General features: G+C 67.4%; 17 protein-coding genes. 8 read left to right on the top strand and 9 right to left on the bottom strand.

The annotated features are described in order from the left end of the window. Positions 1 to 270 precede the first annotated feature (270 nt). Positions 271 to 900, top strand: a complete 630-nt coding sequence (locus VKZ50_06555; GenBank protein HLJ59372.1) for a LysE family transporter — start codon at positions 271 to 273, stop codon at positions 898 to 900. 136 nt (positions 901 to 1036) lie between these two features. Here VKZ50_06555 and VKZ50_06560 read toward each other — a convergent pair whose 3' ends face one another. From VKZ50_06560 to VKZ50_06595, 8 genes are all read right to left on the bottom strand, one after another. Next, positions 1037 to 1816, bottom strand: coding sequence for an ABC transporter ATP-binding protein (locus VKZ50_06560; protein ID HLJ59373.1), 780 nt, complete (start codon positions 1814 to 1816; stop codon positions 1037 to 1039). A 10-nt stretch (positions 1817 to 1826) separates the two neighbouring features. Next, entirely contained in the window at positions 1827 to 2588 is a 762-nt protein-coding gene (locus VKZ50_06565; GenBank protein ID HLJ59374.1) for an ABC transporter permease, read from the bottom strand. Between the two features lie 121 nt (positions 2589 to 2709). Continuing rightward, positions 2710 to 5082, bottom strand: coding sequence for a xanthine dehydrogenase family protein molybdopterin-binding subunit (locus tag VKZ50_06570; protein HLJ59375.1), 2373 nt, complete (start codon positions 5080 to 5082; stop codon positions 2710 to 2712). Between the two features lie 49 nt (positions 5083 to 5131). Beyond that, positions 5132 to 6142: an ABC transporter substrate-binding protein gene (locus tag VKZ50_06575; protein HLJ59376.1), complete on the bottom strand. Its 1011-nt coding sequence runs from the start codon at positions 6140 to 6142 to the stop codon at positions 5132 to 5134. Positions 6143 to 6289: 147 nt separating this feature from the next. Next, positions 6290 to 6820 (bottom strand): (2Fe-2S)-binding protein, encoded by a 531-nt coding sequence (locus VKZ50_06580; protein HLJ59377.1) that lies wholly within the window; start codon positions 6818 to 6820, stop codon positions 6290 to 6292. Further along, positions 6817 to 7707, bottom strand: coding sequence for an FAD binding domain-containing protein (locus VKZ50_06585; GenBank protein HLJ59378.1), 891 nt, complete (start codon positions 7705 to 7707; stop codon positions 6817 to 6819). The genes VKZ50_06580 and VKZ50_06585 overlap by 4 nt, the downstream gene beginning before the upstream one ends. 37 nt (positions 7708 to 7744) lie before the next feature. Beyond that, positions 7745 to 8794 carry a hypothetical protein gene (locus VKZ50_06590; protein HLJ59379.1) on the bottom strand — a complete coding sequence of 350 codons (1050 nt, stop codon included), beginning with the start codon at positions 8792 to 8794 and terminating at the stop codon, positions 7745 to 7747. Between the two features lie 75 nt (positions 8795 to 8869). Continuing rightward, positions 8870 to 9334: a cupin domain-containing protein gene (locus tag VKZ50_06595; protein ID HLJ59380.1), complete on the bottom strand. Its 465-nt coding sequence runs from the start codon at positions 9332 to 9334 to the stop codon at positions 8870 to 8872. 264 nt (positions 9335 to 9598) lie between these two features. On the opposite strand from VKZ50_06595, the gene VKZ50_06600 reads away from it, so the two are divergent. The 3 genes from VKZ50_06600 to VKZ50_06610 all read left to right on the top strand — a co-directional run bounded on the left by VKZ50_06600 (position 9599) and on the right by VKZ50_06610 (position 11215). Continuing rightward, entirely contained in the window at positions 9599 to 9946 is a 348-nt protein-coding gene (locus VKZ50_06600) for a hypothetical protein (GenBank protein ID HLJ59381.1), read from the top strand. A 190-nt stretch (positions 9947 to 10136) separates the two neighbouring features. Then, on the top strand, positions 10137 to 10547 hold the full coding sequence (locus tag VKZ50_06605) for a hypothetical protein (GenBank protein ID HLJ59382.1): 411 nt from the start codon (positions 10137 to 10139) through the stop codon (positions 10545 to 10547). Between the two features lie 188 nt (positions 10548 to 10735). Next, a complete protein-coding gene (locus tag VKZ50_06610; protein HLJ59383.1) occupies positions 10736 to 11215 on the top strand; it encodes an STAS domain-containing protein in 480 nt (159 codons plus the stop codon). An 86-nt stretch (positions 11216 to 11301) separates the two neighbouring features. Here VKZ50_06610 and VKZ50_06615 read toward each other — a convergent pair whose 3' ends face one another. Next, on the bottom strand, positions 11302 to 11838 hold the full coding sequence (locus VKZ50_06615; protein ID HLJ59384.1) for a DcrB-related protein: 537 nt from the start codon (positions 11836 to 11838) through the stop codon (positions 11302 to 11304). Between the two features lie 238 nt (positions 11839 to 12076). Here VKZ50_06615 and VKZ50_06620 point away from each other — a divergent pair, with 238 nt between their 5' ends. The 4 genes from VKZ50_06620 (at position 12077) to VKZ50_06635 (ending at position 17512) form a co-directional block, all read left to right on the top strand. Next, positions 12077 to 13441 (top strand): cupredoxin domain-containing protein, encoded by a 1365-nt coding sequence (locus tag VKZ50_06620; GenBank protein HLJ59385.1) that lies wholly within the window; start codon positions 12077 to 12079, stop codon positions 13439 to 13441. 123 nt (positions 13442 to 13564) lie between these two features. Beyond that, complete coding sequence (locus VKZ50_06625) at positions 13565 to 14317, top strand: hypothetical protein (protein HLJ59386.1); 753 nt, start codon at positions 13565 to 13567, stop codon at positions 14315 to 14317. 148 nt (positions 14318 to 14465) lie between these two features. Next, on the top strand, positions 14466 to 16136 hold the full coding sequence (locus tag VKZ50_06630) for an ABC transporter permease subunit (GenBank protein ID HLJ59387.1): 1671 nt from the start codon (positions 14466 to 14468) through the stop codon (positions 16134 to 16136). Positions 16137 to 16192: 56 nt separating this feature from the next. Beyond that, a complete protein-coding gene (locus VKZ50_06635; protein HLJ59388.1) occupies positions 16193 to 17512 on the top strand; it encodes a nitrate/sulfonate/bicarbonate ABC transporter ATP-binding protein in 1320 nt (439 codons plus the stop codon). The last annotated feature ends 52 nt before the right edge of the window (positions 17513 to 17564 follow it).

A 17564-nucleotide genomic window follows, 5' to 3' on the forward strand; every position in this document is an offset into this window, starting at 1 on the left:
ACCGTGCCCCGATGGACCTGTGTCAGGACCTGCACGCGCTGTTGATCCTTCTGACTCAACATGATCGTCTCCCTGGTCATAGTCCCAGGGTGACATAGTCACGGAACTGTTAGGGGGTGACATTATTGCTGAACTACTACATTGGAGCGCGACGCTGATTGACGGGATCGCGCGGTACATGGTACGCTGGGTCCCAGATCAGCGGGCCGAGACGCCTCCGGGATCTCCGGGGGCGTCGCCGCTTTCTTGGACCGGCAGGAGCGTGACCCCGTGTTCTGGATCGCGTTTGCACTGGGAATCGCGGCGTGCGCGCCCCCGGGCGTGGTGACCGTCGAGGCCGTCCGCCGAGGGATCCAACGCGGATTCGCGGGCGCGTTGCTTCTGGAGCTCGGGTCGCTCGTCGGCGACGCCGCGTGGGCCGGGCTTGCGCTGTCGGGAACGGCCTATCTGGCCGCGTCACGCTGGGCGTCGATCGGCCTCGGCGCGGTGGGGGTGCTGCTTCTCCTGCGATTCGCGGCAGGAGCGCTCAAGGACGCGTGGACGGGAGCGATGCCGCAGCGCGGCGCCGCGCCGGCCGGCGGCGATTTCATCACGGGCGCCGTGCTCTCACTGTCCAACCCGTTTCAGATCGCGTTCTGGCTGGGGCTCGGCGGCACGGCAGCCGTCCTAACCCGCGCCCATCACGATCCTACCGCTCCGGCACTCTTCTTCGGCGCCTTCATGCTGGCCGCGTTCCTCTGGTGCTTTTTCTTCGCCGCGATGGTCGCATGGGGCAGGCGGTTTCTGAGCGGGACCTTCTACCGGTGGGTCAACGTCCTGTGCAGCGCGGCGCTGATCTACTTTGCGCTGGGCGTGCTGATCCCGCTCCTGCGGTCCGCTGATGCCAGCGGACTCCGCTGACCCCGGGCGACACGAGCCCGACCGCCGCGACCGCGATGCCGAAGACGATCGACCGGCCGACACGCACGAGGACGAACGCGTCGGCAAGACGGCGCAACGCTGCCCGCACCTGCGCCACCGGTCGCGCCTGCAGGCCTCAACGATCGATGCCGACGCCCGACGTCTCGACCGCCAGCGACTCCGCCAGCCCATCGACGAGCGCGTGGAACTCGCCCGTGCGCCGAACCCGACTGTCGCGGGGCCGCGCGAGACGAACGGACACATCGTCCTTGATCCGCCCCGGGCGCCGAGACATCAACAACACGCGATCCGCGAGGAACACCGCCTCCTCGATCTGGTGCGTCACGAACAACACCGTGGTCTTCCGATGCGACCAGATCCGCAACAGTTCGAGCTGCATGTATTCCCGGGTCTGCATGTCGAGTGCGCTGAACGGTTCGTCCATCAAGAGCAGTTCAGGGTCGACGGCGAGCGCCCGGGCCAGGTTCACCCGCTGCCGCATCCCTCCCGAGAGCTGATAGGGATAGGCACGCTCGAACCCCGCAAGCCCCACGAGCTGAATCAGCGCCTGCACGATGCCCTTCGCTCGGGCTTTCGGACACCGGCGCACTTCCAACCCGAAGGCCACGTTGTCGTGCACCGTCCGCCACGGGAACAACGAATCGCTCTGGAAGACCATCGCCACGCGCCGATCAACACCCACGAGCCGCTGGTCGGCGATCGTGATGCTACCGCTGTTCCACGTCTGCAGCCCGCCCAGGCAGCGCAGCACCGTCGTCTTCCCGCAGCCACTCGGGCCGAGGAGCGCGACAAACTCTCCGGGCTGCACCGCAAATCCCACACGGTCGAGCACGGGCAGCGGTGGGGCGCCGGGCCGGTCGAAGTCCACGCGGAGATCCGCGATCTCGAGCTTCATAAAGCCGGACTCAGACCACGGACTGGCTGCGCCATGGCGCCATTCTGCGCTCGAGGAAACGCAACAACGTTGTGACCCCGATCCCCATGCATGCCAACACGATGATCCCGACGAACAGCAGCGGGGTGTTGAACACCTGCGACGCGTTCGAGATCATCAAGCCCACGCCCTTGCTGGCTCCGCCGAACAGTTCCGCGACGAAAATCCCGATCACGCCGCGGCCCACCCCGATCCGCGCGCCGGACAAGATGAACGACAGCGCCCACGGCACCATGACCTTGCGGAGCATGTCGGCGCGATGCGCTCCCAGGCTGGTCGCGACCTCCAACAGCGAACGATCCGTCGACCGAATCCCGGCCACGGTGCCGATGGTGACGGGGAAGATCACCACTAACGCGATGATGACCGTCTTCGACCACAGTCCGATGCCGAACCAGATGATCAGCAACGGCGTCAGGGCGACGAGCGGCGCCGTGTAGGCCGCCGACACCCATGGGTCCACGTAGTCCGAGATCTTCTGACTGGTACCCAACAACACGCCCAGGATCACGCCCCCGACAAAGCCAATCGCGGACCCCACGGCAAAATACGTCAGGCTGACGAGCAGGTTGCTGAGCAGTTCCCCGCTCTGGATCACGGCGACCGCCGCGGTCCACACCGCATACGGGGTGGGAAGAAAGAGCGGATTCCGCACGATGAATCGCGCGAACACCTCCCAGACGACCACCCCGACCGCGCCGCTCGCCACCACGCGCATCGACCGGATCAGCATGAACCTACCCGGCCCAACGCCCGCGCTCCCGACACGTCACGACCGCTCTTGCGCGAGGTAGCGGGCCGCGGCCCCGTCTCGGCGTGCCCACACCGAACAGGCGCCGGAATGCGGACATCGGCTACGCGTCGCGCGCGCGCCCGCGGATCGCCGCGAGCACTTTCTCCGGCGTGATCGGAAGCGACGTCACCCGCGCCCCGATCGCGTCGGCGACGGCGTTCGCAATCGCCGCGGCGGTGGGATTCATGCAAATCTCGCCCACCCCCTTGGCACCGTATGGACCGGTTGGATCGCGAAGCTCGAGCAACACATGCACCAGTTCGGGCGTGTCCTTCGCACGCGGCGTGCGATAGTCGAAGGCGTACGGATTCATCACTTGCCCGTCCTGGCACACGATCTCCTCGTACAGGGCGAAGCCGAGCCCCATCATCATCCCGCCCTCGACCTGGCCCTCCACGATCAAGGGATTCACGGCCCGTCCGACGTCCTGGGAGTTCACGAGGCGCACCACCTGGACTTCACCGGTCCCCAGATCGACCTCCACCTCGGCAATCTGGGTGGAGTATTCGAACGCCTGCACCTCGCCCTGCGCGCGTTCGTCCATCGGCACGCCGCGGCCGTGATGCATCCCCATCCCGATCGGCTGCTCGCCGTAGGTGCGCATGGCGCGATGCACGACGTCCGCGATCCCCACCACTCGGCCGGGCGCACCGCGGACGAACAGCCGGCCGTCCGCGCACTCGACATCCCGCTCGTCGGCCTCGAGCATCTTGGCCGCCACCGCCACGAGCTTCTCGCGCAGGTTGACCGCGGCCGCGTGCATGGCGTTGCCGACGGAATACATGGTCCGGCTGGCGGACGCACCTTGATCCTCCGGCACTCCGTCGGTGCTCTTGAACGCCACCGTGATGGCCCGCCGCGGCAGATGCAACGTTTCCGCCACAATTTGCAGCAACGCGGTATCGATCCCCTGTCCCACATCGGCCGCGCCTGAAAGAACGGTAACACTCCCGTCGGGGTTCGCCTTCACGAACGCGGTCGCCGTATCCGTTCCGATCACGGCGGGTCCGCCGAGCGCGTGATGGGCCGTCGCGACGCCGATCCCGCGGCGTCGTTGGCCGCCGCCGGCCGGCGTGCGAGGCGCGACGCGGGCCGCCGCCCACCCGCTCGCGCCGGCCGCCGCCTCGATCGTCTCGCGCACGTGCACGCCGTGGGTATCGGGGGACAGCGTTTGCCCCATGCAGGTGACCGCGCCCGGCCGCCAGGCGTTCCGGAGGCGTAGATCCACGGGATCGAGACCGAGCGCACCGGCAAGCTCGTCCAGCAGGCCCTCCCGCGCAAAGGCGACTTGCGGGCTCCCGAATCCCCGAAACGACCCGCTCATGAGATTGTTGGTGAAGACGCAGCGGGCGTCGACGGCCACGTTGGGGACGTTGTACGGGCCTTCCATGAGGATCGCGCCGTAGGTGGCGACCAAACCCGACATGGAGTTGTAGGCCCCGGTGTCCAACCGCAGGTCGCCCTCCATAAAGAGCAACATCCCGTCGCGATCGGCCCCGACGGCCAGGTCGATGTCGAACGGGGTCTTGCAGGTCGCCGCGAAGAACTCTTCCTCCCGGCTGTACACGCATTTGACCGGACGGCCGGTCTGCATCGACAGCACCGCGCAGTACGGCTCGACCGTGACCTCACCTTTGCCGCCGAAGTCGCCGCCGGTCGGTACGTACACCGCGTTCACGCGACTCACCGAGAGGTTCAGGAGCTCCGACAACTGCGTGATCGTGCGAAACGGCTTCCCCGTCGAACTCCAGAGGGTCACGCGGTCCGTGGCAACGTCGACATCGACCACGGCGGCGTGCGGCTCCATGGAGAAGTGCTCGATGCGCTGCGTCCGGAAGTGCCCGTTCACGATGCGATGCGCCCGGGCCCGCGCGCCGGCAACGTCCCCTTTCCGCAGCCGGAAATGAGTAGACACGTTGCCGGCATCCAGCACCGCCCACCGCCGCAGCCACGGGGCGATCCGGTACGCGCGCTTGTCGGCATGCACGAGCGGCGCGTCCGTTGTCATCGCCGCCTCGAGCGAGAACACCCCGGGACGATGCTCGTACGTGACCTTGATCAACTCGACGGCCCGTTGCGCCGTCTCGTCATCGACGGCCGCCACCGCGGCGATCACGTCCGCGACGGAGCGGACCGTCTCGGCGGCAAACAGACTCCGCGCCGCGATCCCCATTCCCGTGGGGGGCATCGCCGGTGCCTCTGCCGCGGTCACCACCGCCGCCACACCGGGCAGACGCCGCGCCTCGGTGACATCAACGTCCACGATGCGCGCGGGCGCCTGCTGCGCGTAGAGCAGCCGGCAGTGTAGCATCCCGGGCATGCCCATGTCCGTCGCGTATCGCGCCTGCCCGGTGACGAACCCGGCGGCATCGATCCGCGGGATCCGGCTCCCTACGGCCGCATGTTCGGGCGGCGACCCCTTGCCGTCCGTCATCTCGGCCTCCCGGCGGGGCACGCCGCGGCCCGGACGTCGAGGCGGTGGATCACCGGCCGAGTTCACGCAGCGCGGTATTCAGATACTGCAGGTCAAAATAGGTGAGCGGGTTCGCCGACTTGGGAATCTGGCCGAGCGAGCCCAGGATGTCGACCACCCCTTGCATCGACCGCTGGCTCGGGACGAGATCCCAGCTGGTCAGGAACGTCTGGTCCCGGTAGAATTCGTCCCACGTCGGCGCGACCACCGCGGGATCCACCTTGCCGACATCCGCGAGCATCTTCACGACCTCGTTCTTGTTCGCCGGCGTTGCGGCGTACCGGAACCCCAACACCAGCGCCTTCAGGCTGGCCACCACCGCGTCCTGGTTGGCCGCGGCCCATCCGGTGTTCGTCACGACACCCGCGAACGTGGCGGGGATGTCGTACAGCCCACCCAACGCGGTGAACCCGGCCTTCTTGGCCACCAGGTCGAACGGCGCGGTCAGCACCGAGGCGGCGACCGCGCCCTGGGTGAGGGCGGCATACCGGGAGGGCATATTCCCGCCCGCGATGAGGTTGTACTCGCCCTCCTTCAGCCCCCCGGACGCCAGCAGACGCCGAATCAGGGCAACGCTGACCTCGGGGGCCACCGTCCAGTGAGCGATGGACTTCCCGCGTAGGTCGGCGTACGTCTTGATCTGCGGCTGCGCGTACAGCGTGTACGGATAGCGGTCGGTGAGCGACGCGACGATCTTCACGGGCGCCCCGTGCGCGTTGCCGTTGATCGCGATGCTGAGCTCGGGGATCCCGAGATTCAACGCACCGGCCGCCACCGCGCGCACGAGGTTGTCGTCAGGGCCGATGGTGACCAGGCTGACCTGCACGCCCTCCCGGTCGAAGAAGCCTTTCTGCTGCGCGACGACGAGCGGCGCGTAGTACATCCCCGACGGCGGCGCGACGACGCCAAACTTGATCGAATACCGCTTCTGCTGGGGGCTTGCCGTCCCCATGACCCCCGCAACGAGCGCGACCAAAAGGACAAGTGCCAACCCGCCACGCAAGAACAGGTGTCGCATCATGGTCCTCTCCTCCTCGATCCAGAGACACGCAATCAAGTCCCCGTCACGCTAGTGCGTATCCCGTACCTGACCGCTCTGCCAGTGATCCAAAGTGCGCGTGACACCTTCCCCCGCGGCGCCGGCAACACCGCAGACCGGCGCGCGGCGTCAGCGTGCACCGCGTGAGGGCTCCGTCGCGTCCATCGTGCCGGTCGCCGCGCGCTGGATGGCCTCAATGATCTTCTTGTAGCCCGTGCAGCGACAGATATTGCCGTGCAGATACTCTTTGATCTGGTCGACGGAGGGCTGCGGATAGTCCGCGAGCAGCGCCTTCGTGATCATGATCATTCCCGGGGTACAGAATCCGCACTGCAGCGCGCCGGCGTCCACGAATGCCCGCTGGATGGGGTGCAACGTTCGGTCGTGCGCGAGGCCTTCACACGTTTCCACGGACTTACCGTCGATCTCAAACGCGAGGTACGTACACGCGCTCACGGGGAGCCCGTCCACGAGCACCGTGCACGCGCCGCAGACCTGGACGTCGCACCCGCGCTTGGCGCCGGTCAGGTTGAGATCGTCACGAAGAAGATCGAGCAGCGTTTGGTGCGTCGGGACCGCCGCGCGCACGGGTCGTCCGTTGACCTGGCACGCAATCTCGACGGTCTCGCGGGGTTGCGTGGGCTCGCTCGGCCGCCTCATCCGTTCCCTCCCGCCCCGATCCGGGCACACGCGGCCGCCAGGGTCCGCTCGACGAACACCCCCGCAAGATGCCGCTTGTACGTCGCGGAGCCGTAGAGATCGTCCGCCGGCGCGCACGCGTGCATCACCGCGTGTGCCGCCGCGCGAACGGCCTCGGAGAACCGTTGGCCGGTCATGGGGACGCCGGCGAGCGCCGCTTCGGCTTCCGCGACGCGCTCCGGCTTGGGACCGACGCACCCCACCGCGATTCGCGCCTCGGCCACCGTGGTGCGATCCGGCGCGGCGACGACGACGGCCCCGACGCCGACCGACGGCCGCTCAAAGAAGGCGAACTTTCGATAGTCGGCCGCGCCGCCTGCGGGAAGCTCCGGCACCTCAATCTCAAGGAGCAGTTCGTCCTGACGGAGACAGGTGGTGTACGCATCCACGAACAGGTCGGCGATGCCGACGGTCCGCTGGCCGGACGTTCCGCCGATCCGCACCGAAGCATTGTACAAGAGCAGCACCGTGGCAAGATCCGAATGCGGCTCCGCGAACCCGAGGTTCCCGCCCACGGTCCCGACCGCGCGAACACGCACGTTGGCTAGGGATTGTTCCATCGACACCAGCAGCGGGAAGCGCCTCGCGACAATCTCCGAACGCTCGACCGCCCGATGGGTTGTGGTGGCGCCGATCCGGAGGCAACGCGCCGCCTCGTCGAAGCGGATCCCGCTCAATCCCAGGGGTTTGATATCGACCAGGTGCGCGAACCGCAGGACGCCCTGCTTCATCGCCAGCAACAGCTCGGTCCCGCCGGCATAGGCGTGCGCCTCCTCGCCGAGGGTCGCGAGAATACCTGACGCTTCAGTTGCTGTCGTGGGCTCGTGGAGCCGAAACGGCCGCAGCACGATCGTCCTCCACTCCTCTCCTCGGCCTGCCGATCGATCAGCGAAGTTCGCTGGTCACGAATTGCTGATCCTCGACCACCGGGCGGCCGTCAATCGCGAACCGCGCCCCGCGGATCCCAAGATCGAGGTGCAGCTCCGCGCGGTTCCGTCCGCCCATGTCCGCGTTCGATCCGAAGGCGATGACGACCCCGCCGCGCACGCTTCGCATCTCCGCGCCGCCCTGGTGGTAGGCGGCGTATCGATCGAGGGCGTCCCATCTGGCGCGGCGGTCGCACCCCCAGCCGATGTGGGAAACACGGCTCGCGTCGCTCCCGCGTCCGCGGGCCAAGTGCTCCTGGATGAGCACGGCGTCCAACCCGCCCTCGACCTGTGTGATACAGCCCGCCTCAACCGTCACGCGCACGGTATTCTCGATGTAGCGGCCGGCGGCGAAATCTCCGGGCGCCAGCACGATGCGGCCGTGCGCGCTCGTCTCGTCGGGAGCCACGGCCGCCAACGCGGTCGGCCAATGATCCCACCGTCCGGGCTGCTCAGCGTATCCGTACTGCTTGAACACCGGCGTGCGCCCGCGATCGACGACGAAGTCCGTGCCGGCACGCGTCGTCACGTGAAACTGCGTACCGCTCCCCAGCACCTGAGCGCTCGCTTCGACCAGACGCTGGTTCTCCTGGGTTGGAAACAGGCGTTGCAAACACTCGATCGGCTCGCGCACGCGCAGCATTCGGGTCCCCTGCGCGAGCATCTCCACCTGCCGCTCGGAGTGCAGAAACCCGCGCGAACTGAGATCAATCGCAAAGTCCACCTGCTTGATCAACTCGATGATGTGCTGGTACGGAACGGGGCGTTCGACGATCCGCGTGGAGACCTGCTCAGGGGTGCCCTCGATCCTGGGAACGACCACTTGCACCGTTTCGGCGCCGAACGAGAGCGCCGCGCCGAAGCATGCGGCGATGTAGTTCGGATTCGTCGACGGATCCGTGATGATCAACAACTGTTCAGTGCGTTGCAGGCGACACAGGACAAACTCTTCCCGAAATAGGCCCATCGCCTCGCTCGAGACCAGCGATGACATCGGGAACTGAACCATTGGCGCCGTCCCCCTTTGTGCGGACCATCCACACCGGTCGCCGCCGCCGCGGCGGCGACCACCTCAGCGACGCACCTAGCGGACCGTCCCCGGCGGCAGCTTCTCCTCGATCTTCTTGTACTCGTCCGAGACGTGGTATTGTCGGATGGGCTGAATCGGAGGCCGGGCTTCGTCGTCTCCAAAGAGCGCTACCGCGTGAGGCCGGCTCTCCGACACATAGACGGGGGAAAAGACCTCAAGAATCGTGCACGGTTTGTCGGACGTGATCCACCCCCAGTGCACGGCCATCGCCGGAACCCGGTAGAAGTCTCCGGCCTTCACCAGAAAGAACTCGTCGTCGACGAACACCCAAATCTCGCCGTCGACGACGTAGTTCATCTGCTCCGTGTCGTGGATGTGGGGACGCGAGTGATATCCACCCGGGCGGGTGGCCAGCATGAGGCTCGACTCTTTCCCGTACACCACTTTCGTGGACATGATCGAATGCTCTATTTTCACGGCGTCGGTCTTCATTTCGTCCCCACGCACGAACAACGGCATGCACGCCACCTCCGTTGTCAATGACCGGCCCGCCCCCATGGCGCAACCGATTTGATCGTTGTAATCGCTTACAACACAGCGCACAAACAACCGCCGAAGTTGGCGGCAGAAAGACACGGACGATTCGAAAATCTTTGACGATTCTTAAGACAATATTATTGGAGACCACAGGGGCCAGATCCTGCTCAGCGTCGAAAGGCCGTCGACTGCGCTGTGTTTCCGGCGTGGCCAGTGCGACCACGACCGTGTTTCAGGAGGACTACCATGGCGGCGAGCCAGAATCTCATCGGCCCGCAGGGTCGGTTGTTTGCCGAGCGTCAACCCGGGCGCGATGCAGCCTCGTTCCGCATCGACAACACGCGCATGGCCGACGACCAGTCTCCGCACTGCGTCCTACACAAACGCCAAGTGCAACTGATTCCGGCTCCGCGCAAGAACGTCCAGCTGCACGTGGACCCGGCCGACGTCGTCGGACCCGCGACCACCGACGCGATCACGCGACGGGGCACGATCGCGTTTCACGCGGTCGGGGGCAGCGGGGCGGCCAAGGTCATCGAGCCCAAACTGCGGCGCGGGCGCTCCAGCACGAGGCCGCCGTCGCGGACGCCATGAGCCAGGACGTAGCCGCGACGTCACGCAGATCGTCCCCGAAAACCGCGCCATCGCGAACGTGACGTCCCGCGACCCTAGGACCTGCGAGGCTCGGCCGTGTGATGTTTCTTTACGATCCCGCGTGGGAATCAACACGAATGTACGTGACAAGGCCCGAGGAACACGCGGCGATTGATGGGAGGTGAGCGTGATGATGAAATCCACCTTGGCGCTGGTGGCGCTCGTGGCGATCGCTACGGTCGCACCGCTCTCGGCCACCGCGCAGCCACCGCAGGCGGCCGACGCCCCGACGCATTCCGTGCGAGGCGTGATCGCCACCATCCAGGCGGTGAACTGCGCCTCGTCAGATCCAACCTCGTGCAAGACCGTGCTGGTGGTCACGGCCGGGCCCACGGCCGCGCCCACGCTTCCGGATGGACGTGTCACGCCGACGGTGTCGCCGGTCACGGTGATCGTCATGCCCGAAACGCCGATGGTTTGGACGAGGACCCGCAGGACGTTGACCCTGAACCAGATTCAGCCGGGCGATGCGGTGCACATCCAATACCAGATGATTCAAGGGGAGAATATCGCCACGCGAGTGGATGTCACGCTGCAGTAGCCTTCGCAGTCTGATCCGCGTTTCGCTCAACGGGCCCGGCGCCCGCCGCAGACGCCGGGCCCGTATCGCGTGACAACACACTGCGCGTCTGCGTCCGGCCGCCCGCACGCGACGAATGCCCCGCGCTAAGAACCCTTCGTCGTGGGTACGTTGTACATCGGAACGCCAACAACGCGGGCGGTGACGACATGAGCGCACGACGCTTCCTTCGCAGGCCTCGGAACGGCTCGGAATCGGCGGGCGAGTTCCCGTGGCTCTCGTGGCGCATCAAGAAGACAGGCGATACGGTCCTCCTGGCCGTTTCGGGAGCGGCGGACGTGGAGACGGCATCCGTGTTTGCGCGCGCGCTGGACGATGCGACGTCGTACGGGCTCCCCATCATCCTTGACTGTTCGAGCCTCAGCCACGTGGATGCGACCGGCCTCGATGTGCTGCTGGAGTATCGACAGCGCGTGCCTCGCATGCTCCTCGCGAGGCCGGGAGCGACGCTCCGGACAACCGTCAGCCAGCAGTTCCTCCGGGGGTTCCTCCCAGCATACGATTCGCTGGACACCGCGATGACGGCGCTCGGCGTGTCGCCCGTCCGCCCGACCGCGGAATCAGGCTGTGACGCGCGCCTGTTCGGGAGATGGCGACCGAGGGCGAGGCGGGGACGAGCGCGCCGCTAGCCGAGCCTCACGCCGCTGCGGTACGGACGAGCGCGCGCGTCACCTCGCGCTCGGGCGCGGGGCGGCCCCGGAGGCACTGACCCGCGTCACAGAACGCGGAACGTGTCGAGGATCTGCACGATCAACGGCATGTCGCGCTGAATCGACTCGGGTTGATTGAGGGTCCTGCCCGTCACCACGTACCCCGACCGCCCAGAGGTAAAATAAGCCTGCAGCTGGTACACCGGCGCGGTGTTGTTGGGTTCCCAGGTGAAGTAGCGATAGTAGGCGGGGCGTCCGGCGATCGTCGCACTGCCCTGTTGCAAGACCGTATAGCCGTGGAACACCGACGCCGCCAGCGGTTCTGCCCGCGCCGCGTAGGTGGCGGGCGGCATCGGTTCCTGTAGCGGTTCGATGACCACGTTCACGGTCGGACGGTAACCGCCCTGCGCCGGCCCGGCGGCCACGAGCACGATTAGCCCGTCGGCTCGAGTGGCGACCTCCCAAGTCTGCGGGAACGTCATAGCGAAACGGCCCTGCGGATCGGTCACAATCTGCGCCAGCGACGACTGCGCGCGGACGAACCCCGTACCGGCGGCCATGATGCATGCCACCGCGGCGAGCACACGTACGCGAACGATCATCGATTGCATGACGTCCCCCCCGGTCGTGACGCCTCAAGCCTCTCAGCGCGAGCGGGTTTCCCCCAATACCATGCCCACTGTTACGGTCGAGCAGGACCTTGCCCCGCCCCCTCTCTAGCGCCCGGCCAATCCGAGTGCCCCGCCACGGTGTATCCATGTGCGAACGGGCGGCCGGAACGCCGGCCCGGGACCGCATCTGGTCCGCCGGTTCAATATGCACGTGGGAGGACGACCGCTCATGACAGACAGGTTCGTTCGAGTTCGTAGCGCGCTTCGGCGCGCAGCCACCCGCGGCGCGCGGGTCCTCGCGGCCGCGTTGCTCATGGCCACGGGCCTCATGTGGGGCACCGCGTTCGGACCGCGGCCGACGGCGGCCGCAACCACCGCGCCCAAAGCGTACATCGGTCTGTACGGCGACAACGCGATCGGCGTGCTCGACACCGCGACGGGACATATGCTCAAGACGATCAAGGTCCCGGCCGGGCCGGAAGCCGTGGTCCTGACACCGGACGGTCGGACGGTGTACGTGTCGAGCGAAGACGCCACCGACCTCAGCGTCATCGACACGGACACCGACCAAGTCGCAAAGACACTCCCCCTTGGGGAATCGCCGCAGGGCATGGCGCTGTCGCGCGATGCGCGGACGCTCCTGGTGGCGGTCTTCGGCACGAATAAGGTGGACGTCGTCGATACGTCGACGCTCCGGGTCACGGCCCAGTTCACCGTCGCGAAGCCCCACGGCGTCGCGCTCTCGCCAGACGGTCGCACCGCGTACGTTGGAGCGCAGGACGCGCCCAACAACAACGCGATCGTCGTACTGGACGTCGCCGGGCGCCGCGTGGTCGCGACCCTGGCGCTCGACAAGACGCCGCGCGGGCTGACCGTGAGCCCCGACGGCAAGTCCATGTATTTCAGCCTCGCCGGCAGCGACGCGATTCAGGTGCTCGACACCGCGACCAACAGGATCGCGACGCAGATCACGGTCGGCGCCGTGCCGCACCAGATCGCGTTCACGCCGGACCGCAAGTACGCGCTGGTCATCGTGCAGGGCATCAACCAGCTGGCGATCATCGACGTCGCGTCGCGCCAGGTCATCAAGGACGTGGCGGTCGGGAAGTTCCCCCACTGGGTGGGGCTCACGTCGGACGGCGCGCTAGCCTACGTCACGAACGAGGGCGCCAACACCGTATCGGTCGTGGACATGGCCAAACAGCAGGTGGTGGCGACGATCCCGGTCGGCAACGCACCCCGCAAGATCACGCTCCAGCGCGGCAGCGGCGCGATGAGCGGATACACATCCTCCGCAGCCGCGGTGGCCCCGATCGCGGCGCAGGCACCCCAGGCGACCGGAGCGGGGGCCCAGATCCACATCAAGAACTTCGCCTACGGCCCGGTGACGGTGACCGTCGGGACCGGCCAGCAGGTGACCTGGGTCAACGACGACGCAGTGCCGCACACCGCGACGGCGGCAGGCAAGCAGTGGGACTCGGGCCAGCTCGCGCCAGGGAGCAGCTTCACGGTGACGATGACGAAGCCGGGGACCTACGTGTACAACTGCGAGGTTCACCCGTTCATGCAGGCGAAAGTCGTCGTGACACCGTGACGGTTCGCGGGAGCGGTTGACGGTCCCCCGGCCGCCACCGCTCCCGCGGTCGATACGACGCCAAGCCGGCCCGGGGTCCGCCCACCCCGAGGGTTGTACGCACGATCTCGCCAACACTGGGGCATGATCGATCATCACGTGCTCGCGGCGATCAGCCTCGGCGGGGTCGTGCTGGACTTCATCGGCGGGCTGTATCTCGCGTACGACCTGCTCGGCGGGAAACGCGGTCCGCTCCGCGCGCTCACCCGTGCCGCCACGTACAGCCTGCTGTTCGGCCTCGGGTACGGACTCCCGCTGGGGCCGGTCTACGGACTCGTTGCGGGCGCGGGGCTCGGGCTCGCGCTGGGGCTCGAGTTCTGGGTTGCGCGAACGGCCCCGGGGCGTCAGATGCCGCTTCCCGCCTTGCTTGGGTTCGCAATCCTCCGCGGCGGGACCGCGCAGGGCCTCGCTTCGGCCCTGACGTTCAATGCCAGGTTCGGCACGGCGTTCGGGCTGCTCAGCATCGTCGGGCTGGCACTCACGTACATCCTGGGGTTCTCTCCGTCCCGGGAGTACCAACCGGACGTGCGGCCGCGCCTCACCCGGCGGCGGTTGGTTGCGACGTGCGTCCGCGGGCTCGTGATCGGAGCGGCCGGCGCCCTCGCGGGCGCGGTCACGCACGAGGGCGCGCGGGGGACGACGTTCGGGCTTGAGATCGGGCTTGTCGTTGCCACGGTCGGGGCCGTCGTCGCGACGATCAGTCCGTACATCGAGTGGTGGGCGGACGCCCTGCCGACACGGCGGCTGGGCGTGTTCGGCGCCGTGCTCCTGCTCCTCGGCTTTGCGCTCCAATCGGTGCAGTACTGGGCTGCCTTGCTCGATGTGCGGATCCGCTGACACGATCGCCGGACCTTCCCGACTTAACGAGATCTTAACCGATTCCGTGTATTGACGGCTCCGGGCGTCGCACGATACGATCGACCCGACCCCCATGTCCTCCGTCCATCCCGGACCGGCGCTGCTCCGCTCCCCACGCGTGTGGGTCGTGGACGCGCTGCTTCTCGGCGCAGTCGCGGCCGTCTTCTATATGCTGCTCGCGGTGGCGCCACGAGAGCTCCATAGGGTGACGCCGTCCGTGACCATCGATCTCCGGCCCGCCGCGCTGCCGCGGTACGCGCTCCTCTCGTTCATGCGCATGTGCGGCGGCTATGCGGTGTCGCTGGCGTTCACCTTCGTCGTTGGGTACGCCGCGGCCCGCAGTCAGTCGGCTGGGCGCATCATCGTCCCGGCGCTCGACATCCTCCAGTCCATCCCGGTGCTCTCCTTCCTCCCCGCGGTGCTGCTGGCGATGATCGCGCTGTTTCCGCGAGAGACGACCGGCCTCGAGATCGGCAGCATCCTGCTGATCTTCACCGGGATGGTCTGGAACATGGCGTTCAGCTTCTACCATTCGCTCCGCACGATTCCCGAGGAACTCATCGAGGCCGCCCGCGCTTTTCGGTTGTCCTGGTGGCAGCGCTTCACGTCGCTGGAGCTCCCGGCGTCCGCGATCGGGCTCGTGTGGAACAGCGTGATGTCCTGGGCGGGCGGCTGGTTCTTCCTCATGGCGACGGAGGCGTTCAGCCTCGGCAAGCAGTCGTTCACGCTGCCCGGCCTCGGCAGCTATCTGGCGGAGGCGGCGAACAAGGGCGACTTTGGCGCCATCCTGTGGGGCCTGGGGGTGTTGGTGGCCCTCATCGTCGCGCTCGATCAGCTGGTGTGGAGACCGCTCATCGCGTGGAGCGAGCGCTTCAAGGTGGAGCTGTCCGAAAGCCAGGACACGCCCACGTCCTGGGTGCTCGATCTGTTGCGCGATTCCGCCCTCCTGCCCCAGGCCGGCCGGCGGATCCGGGCCGCCCTCGCGCGCGTACAGACCCGCCGCCCGCCGCACCGTGCGACGCCCGAGCCGCCGCGCGGTGCGGTCACCTCCCGTCTCGCACCCTGGCTGCAGTGGCCCGCGATCGGCGCGGGAGTGCTGGTGGTCGCGTGGGGAGCGCTGTCCTTGCTCAAGCTGGTGGCGGCGCTTCCCCCAGGAAAATGGATCGACATCGGAGAGGGCTCCGTGGCCACCCTGCTGCGGATCGCGATCGCCCTGATCATCTCGCTCGCCTGGAGCATTCCCGCGGGAGTCGCGATCGGGCTGCACCCGCGCCTGTCCCGGATCGCGCAGCCGCTGGCTCAAATCGCGGCCTCCGTGCCGGCGACGGCGGTGTTTCCGATCCTGGTGTTGCTCATCATCCGCGTCGGCGGCGGGCTCTCGATCGCGTCGATCCTGCTGATGCTCTTGGGAACGCAGTGGTATGTGCTGTTCAACGCCATCGCCGGCGCAAGCGCCCTCCCGCGCGATTTGCAGGAGGCCGCCGCCGTGATGAAGGTCCGGGGTTGGATGCGCTGGCGCACGCTCATCCTCCCGGCGATCTTCCCATATTTGGTCACGGGAGGGATCACGGCGCAGGGCGGGGCGTTCAACGCGTCGATTGTGTCCGAGTACGTGTCCTTTGAGGGGAAGACGCTGCAAACCATCGGATTGGGCGCGCTGGTGACGGCAGCCGCGAACAACGGAGACTACCCGCTCCTGGCGTCGTCGACGGTGGCGATGGGGCTCATCGTGGTGGTCGTGAACCGGTTGTTGTGGCGACGCGCCGCGCGCCTCGCGGAGGAACGTTACCACGTGTGAGGCGAATCGAGGGACCTGACGGCGCCCGAACCGGGCATGCTGGAGGAGCGTGACGCATGGTCATCAGCACTCCCCCCACGGTCCTGGTGGACACAAAAGACGTGACCGTCGCGTATGGACGGCCGGGTGGGGGACAGATCACCGTCCTGGATCGGATCGAGCTGCAGGTCCGGGCCGGCGAGATCCTCGCGCTGCTGGGCCCCTCTGGCTGCGGGAAGTCGACGTTGCTGCGGGTCCTGGCGGGCCTGCTGCGCCCCACGACCGGCACCGTCCGGTATCGCGGCAAACCCCTCGACGGGCCGAACCCGGGCGTCGCCATGGTATTTCAGACGTTCGCGCTGTTCCCGTGGCTGACCGTCCTGGACAACGTGGAGCTGGGGCTCAAGGCGGCCGGCGCCGCACCGGCGCAATGCCGCGAACGGGCGGTCGCCGTGATCGACCTGATCGGTCTGGACGGCTTTGAATCGGCGTTCCCGAAAGAGTTGTCGGGAGGCATGCGGCAGCGTGTCGGCTTCGCCCGCGCGCTCGCGGTCGAACCGGACATGCTCCTGATGGACGAACCCTTCTCCGCCCTCGACCCGCTCACCGCCGAAAACCTGCGCACGGACCTGCTGGAGCTGTGGCTGAAGCGCCGCTTCCCCACCCGCGCGATCGTGATCGTGACGCACAGCATCGAGGAAGCCGTGTTCATGGCCGACCGCATCATCGTGCTCGCCGCCAATCCGGCGCGCATTGTCGACGAGGTTCGGCCCGAGCTGCCGCACTGGCGCGACCGGCGATCCCCACAGTTCCAACGCATCGTCGAGCGCGTATACGAGCTGCTCACCGGAGACCGGTCGCGGCGCCTCGAACACCTGAAACCGCTGATTCCCCGCCTCCCGGATGCACCCGTGGGGCTGATCATCGGCCTCGTGGAGCTCGTGCACGATCAGGGCGGCAAAGCGGACCTCGCACGCGTGGGCGCCGAACTGCACTTCGACGTCGAGGACCTGCTGCCCGCCGTGGAAGCCGCGGAGCTGCTGGGGTTCGCGGTCGCCACGGCCGGAGATCTCGAGCTGACCGACCACGGCAACGCGCTCGCGAGCGCGACCGTCCAGGAGAAGAAGGAAATATTCCGCCTGGCCCTGCTGGCCAAGGTCAATCCCGCCCAGGAGATCGTGCACCAGCTTACCGAGCGCGAGGACCACCGCATGTCCGCGGAGGGTATCCTGGACGAACTGGAGCGTCATTTCAGCTTCGAGGAGGCGCGCCGACAGCTGAACGTCCTGGTCGGGTGGGGGCGGTACGCGGAAGCGTACGCGTTCGACGAGATCTCCGACGATCTGTTCCTGGAGGACGTCAACGAGCCGCCCGCCGCGGCGTCCGCGGGGAATTGACCGCGCGGCATGAGTCTCCGCTCCGACAGCCGTGACGTGCGGCGGGCGATCT

The organism is bacterium (genome assembly GCA_035295165.1).
Lineage (GTDB): Bacteria > Sysuimicrobiota > Sysuimicrobiia > Sysuimicrobiales > Segetimicrobiaceae > JAJPIA01.

Coding starts and splice junctions, on each gene's coding strand:
- VKZ50_06560 (HLJ59373.1), bottom strand. CDS start 1,816: ATGAAGCTCGAGATCGCGGATCTCCGCGTGGACTTCGACCGGCCCGGC.
- VKZ50_06565 (HLJ59374.1), bottom strand. CDS start 2,588: ATGCTGATCCGGTCGATGCGCGTGGTGGCGAGCGGCGCGGTCGGGGTG.
- VKZ50_06570 (HLJ59375.1), bottom strand. CDS start 5,082: ATGACGGACGGCAAGGGGTCGCCGCCCGAACATGCGGCCGTAGGGAGC.
- VKZ50_06575 (HLJ59376.1), bottom strand. CDS start 6,142: ATGATGCGACACCTGTTCTTGCGTGGCGGGTTGGCACTTGTCCTTTTG.
- VKZ50_06580 (HLJ59377.1), bottom strand. CDS start 6,820: ATGAGGCGGCCGAGCGAGCCCACGCAACCCCGCGAGACCGTCGAGATT.
- VKZ50_06590 (HLJ59379.1), bottom strand. CDS start 8,794: ATGGTTCAGTTCCCGATGTCATCGCTGGTCTCGAGCGAGGCGATGGGC.
- VKZ50_06595 (HLJ59380.1), bottom strand. CDS start 9,334: ATGCCGTTGTTCGTGCGTGGGGACGAAATGAAGACCGACGCCGTGAAA.
- VKZ50_06600 (HLJ59381.1), top strand. CDS start 9,599: ATGGCGGCGAGCCAGAATCTCATCGGCCCGCAGGGTCGGTTGTTTGCC.
- VKZ50_06605 (HLJ59382.1), top strand. CDS start 10,137: ATGATGAAATCCACCTTGGCGCTGGTGGCGCTCGTGGCGATCGCTACG.
- VKZ50_06610 (HLJ59383.1), top strand. CDS start 10,736: ATGAGCGCACGACGCTTCCTTCGCAGGCCTCGGAACGGCTCGGAATCG.
- VKZ50_06615 (HLJ59384.1), bottom strand. CDS start 11,838: ATGATCGTTCGCGTACGTGTGCTCGCCGCGGTGGCATGCATCATGGCC.
- VKZ50_06620 (HLJ59385.1), top strand. CDS start 12,077: ATGACAGACAGGTTCGTTCGAGTTCGTAGCGCGCTTCGGCGCGCAGCC.
- VKZ50_06625 (HLJ59386.1), top strand. CDS start 13,565: ATGATCGATCATCACGTGCTCGCGGCGATCAGCCTCGGCGGGGTCGTG.
- VKZ50_06635 (HLJ59388.1), top strand. CDS start 16,193: ATGGTCATCAGCACTCCCCCCACGGTCCTGGTGGACACAAAAGACGTG.